The following is a 526-nucleotide window of genomic DNA, read 5'->3' on the forward strand; positions in this document are numbered from 1 at the left end:
AACCAGTATCATGACACGAAAAGACACAGGCTGCCTTAAGCGCCATAGCTCATTGAAATTGCCTGATCCGTTCTGGAAGCTGCTGGCAGAAGCCGACTCCAGCCGCCAGGAGTCCCCATCCAAAGGGGTCCGCTGGGGGTCCGCAAATCGGCGAACCGAAGGCCGCAGGATCTCCCGTGAAGCTGACCGATAGGACCGTCGCCGCTCTGTCCTGCCCAGCCGGGAAGAAGGACGCGCTGTTCTTCGACGATGCGGTGAAAGGGTTCGGGGTGCGGGTGCAGGCCAGCGGCACCAAGACATTCTTGTTCCGATACAAGCTTGGTGCGGTGTCTCGGCGGATCGCGCTGGGTCTATTCGGAGAGGAGCTGACGACCGCTGCGGCCCGAGCCAAGGCGGAGAGGCTTCGCGGCGACGTGCGGGACGGGCGCGATCCATGGACGGAGCGGAAGGCGCAGAGCGTCGCTGCACTGGCGGCCGAAGTGTGTCGGGCGCCATGGGAAACTGGACGGAGGCGACGGGGAGAACT

General features: G+C 63.9%; 1 protein-coding gene. It reads left to right on the forward strand.

Going from position 1 to position 526, the window contains the following annotated elements; genetic code table 11:
• Window positions 1-176 precede the first annotated feature (176 nt).
• Window positions 177-526, forward strand: a 350-nt coding sequence (locus M0638_RS24025) for an Arm DNA-binding domain-containing protein (RefSeq protein WP_248669495.1), incomplete at its 3' end; no start/stop codon positions are given.

Source organism: Roseomonas acroporae (assembly GCF_023223525.1).
Classification (GTDB): domain Bacteria; phylum Pseudomonadota; class Alphaproteobacteria; order Acetobacterales; family Acetobacteraceae; genus Roseomonas_E; species Roseomonas_E acroporae.